This window comes from Oleiphilus sp. HI0043, assembly GCF_001634935.1.
In genome coordinates this window covers 1-2499 of the sequence record NZ_LWEY01001252.1, presented here as the reverse complement: position 1 = coordinate 2499, position 2499 = coordinate 1, and the positions used below count along the sequence as shown (strand labels likewise).

Here is a 2499-nt window from a genome sequence, read left to right as displayed (position 1 = left end):
GCCCGAGTGGTTAACATTAGACTTTCAGCGGGAAGGGAAAGGGCGCGAAATCCTCGGCACCTCTGTATCAGGCGAGTATATCGGCAACACTGACACTCTGGAAATTGAAGAATCCTCAAAAAAACCTAGTTTTATGCTGCTATCCAGTGGTGAAGTTGATCAGTTTGTTATTGGTGTTCAACTCATGGGCGACAGCGATAGCCGGATCGAAATCAAGACTGATGAGCAAGGTGAGATTGTTGTACCCTTCCTGCAACAGGATGAGGATGCAGGCTAATGCATAGGTCTATCAGGCAACGTAATCTTTCTAAGATAACCAAGCATGCGGGCTTCACACTTTTAGAAGTAATGATGGCTATGCTGGTCTTCGTCTCGGTAGCCATGATTCAACAAGAGGTGACGGCATCAACCGTTAGCCAATATTTTAACGTAAGGCATAAGATAGTTGCTTCTTGGATTGCGGAAAATAAGATCACAGAGCTTCAGCTTTCAAAATCACTGCCTGCAATTAAAGAATATAAAGAAGAGATCGAGTTTGCGAATCAAGAATGGCAGGTGGTTTCTAAGGTTAGCAAAACAGCAAATGCCGATATCAACAAGCTCGACGTAGATGTCTATCTTATCGATGAGCAGAGTGGCGATAAGAGCAAAAAACTAACACTTTCCAGTATGTTAGGGCGCTACTAATGCTGGATTCCACCAAAATCAAGCAAGCCCTTGCATCTCAACAAGGCTTCACATTGCTAGAAGTCCTTATCGCGATAGGTATTACTGCATTAATTGGTTTGGGCGCCTGGCAGGTATTGAACTCAGCGATCACAAGTAGTGATCGTACTCAGGTTCATCTCGAAGAGCTGAATCAAATTCAAAAAGCAATGCTGATCGTTAAGCGCGACCTTTCGCAAGTCATTGGTCGTTCGATACGAGACGAGTATGGCGACTATCAAAACGCACTGGATAGCAGCTCTGATTTTTATAAAATCCAATTTAGCCGAGTAGGCTGGCGTAATCCTTTAGACGATAAGCGTTCCGAGATTCAACGTGTCGCCTACGAGCTGGATAGTGAAAAGCTTGTAAGGCACTACTGGACAGCGCTTGATCAGACTCAGGACAGTGAAAGCATTCGAAAGACTCTCTTAAACGATATTGAATCTCTTGATTTTCGTTTTTTGAATGAGAGCGATGCATGGGTGGGTAAGTGGCCTGTTGAATCGCTTGACAGCGAGACCACTTCACCTGACCCGCGTCAAACAAACAACAGCTTACCCAAGGCAATTGAAATCGAAATAGCACATAAACGCTTCGGCAAGGTGAAGCGCTTGTTTGAGGTAGGGAGCTATTTTTCCGGCAAAGAGCTTGAATTAAGTGGCGGCGCATCTTCAGATAACGGTCTTGATGGCCAGAAGGCTAAAGACTGATGCCTCTGCTATATAGAACATACGGTATTCAGTACCCATGCTCAGTTAAAAAACAGGGCGGGGTCGCCTTGATGATTGTCATCTTTGTTTTCGCATTAGTTTCTATACTGTCTGTCGGTATGTACAACAGACAGAGTATTTTTGTTCAGCAGGCCGGTAATTTATTTGCCCAGTCTCAAGCGTATCAATACGCGATTGGCTCCGAGTTATATGCAAAGTGGTGGCTAAAAGATGATTGGGATAATGATAAAGATGTAGAAAAAGAATTCTATGATGACCTAGCCTTTCTTGAGTCCTCTTTAACAAGACCCTATGAAGGTGCAATTGTTTCGTCACAGTTTAATGATGTTCAAGGGAAGCTGAATCTAAATGACCTAGTCAGTGTGACAGGGGAAGTTATCCCTGTAATGAAGGAACGCTTCACTCGTTTATTTAATCGTTTGGCGATCGAAACGGTAAAGCTTGAGCAAATTATTGACTGGCTTGATGAAAATCAGGACTCAAGTGGTTTTGATGGGGCGGAAGATGGCGAGTATTTGTCCTTAGACCCTCCTTATAGAAATGCTGGCCAGCCTATGCTCGATATATCAGAATTACGATTACTTCCCACAATCAGTAATGAAGACTTCAAAAAACTATTAGAGCATGTCACTGTATTGCCTCAGGGTTGGGCTCCCGTTAATGTAAATACTGCAACAGCGGAAGTTTTACAGAGTTTAAGTGAAACCCTTACTGATGCCCAGGCAGATAGCTTGGTAGAAGCTCGTCAGGATAAGGCCTGGAAGAATATTGACGAGTTTAAGGCTGAGACTTTAGTTGCGGATGGAAAAATAAACTTTAATTACATCGGGGTTCGATCTGACTTTTACGAGTTAGCGACCGAAGTGACACTTTCCGAGCGCACGGTCAGGTTAAGAAGTGTACTCTATCGGAGTAACGAAGACGGGTCTTTACAGGTTCTTAGTCGTAACCAGGGCCAAAAATATTTAATTACCAAAGAGCAAGTGGCGCTATAATAAAACGATTAGCGTCGTTCAAAACAGATAGAGTAAACTCATGCCAAATACATTGTTTGTAAGGC

4 protein-coding genes are annotated in these 2499 nt (G+C 43.3%); all 4 read left to right on the top strand.

Annotation, left to right across the window (positions count from 1 at the left end; genetic code table 11):
- Nucleotides 1-277, top strand: a 277-nt coding sequence (locus A3729_RS33160; protein ID WP_197475876.1) for a hypothetical protein, incomplete at its 5' end; no start/stop codon positions are given.
- A complete protein-coding gene (gene gspI / locus A3729_RS15585; RefSeq protein ID WP_068511063.1) occupies nucleotides 277-687 on the top strand; it encodes a type II secretion system minor pseudopilin GspI in 411 nt (136 codons plus the stop codon). The genes A3729_RS33160 and gspI, both read left to right, overlap by 1 nt.
- A complete protein-coding gene (gspJ, locus tag A3729_RS15580) occupies nucleotides 687-1418 on the top strand; it encodes a type II secretion system minor pseudopilin GspJ (RefSeq protein ID WP_068511061.1) in 732 nt (243 codons plus the stop codon). The genes gspI and gspJ overlap by 1 nt, the downstream gene beginning before the upstream one ends.
- The gene (gene gspK, locus A3729_RS15575; RefSeq protein WP_068511059.1) at nucleotides 1418-2434 is read left to right on the top strand and encodes a type II secretion system minor pseudopilin GspK; all 1017 of its coding nucleotides are present in this window, start codon (nucleotides 1418-1420) and stop codon (nucleotides 2432-2434) included. The genes gspJ and gspK overlap by 1 nt, the downstream gene beginning before the upstream one ends.
- Nucleotides 2435-2499: the final 65 nt, after the last annotated feature.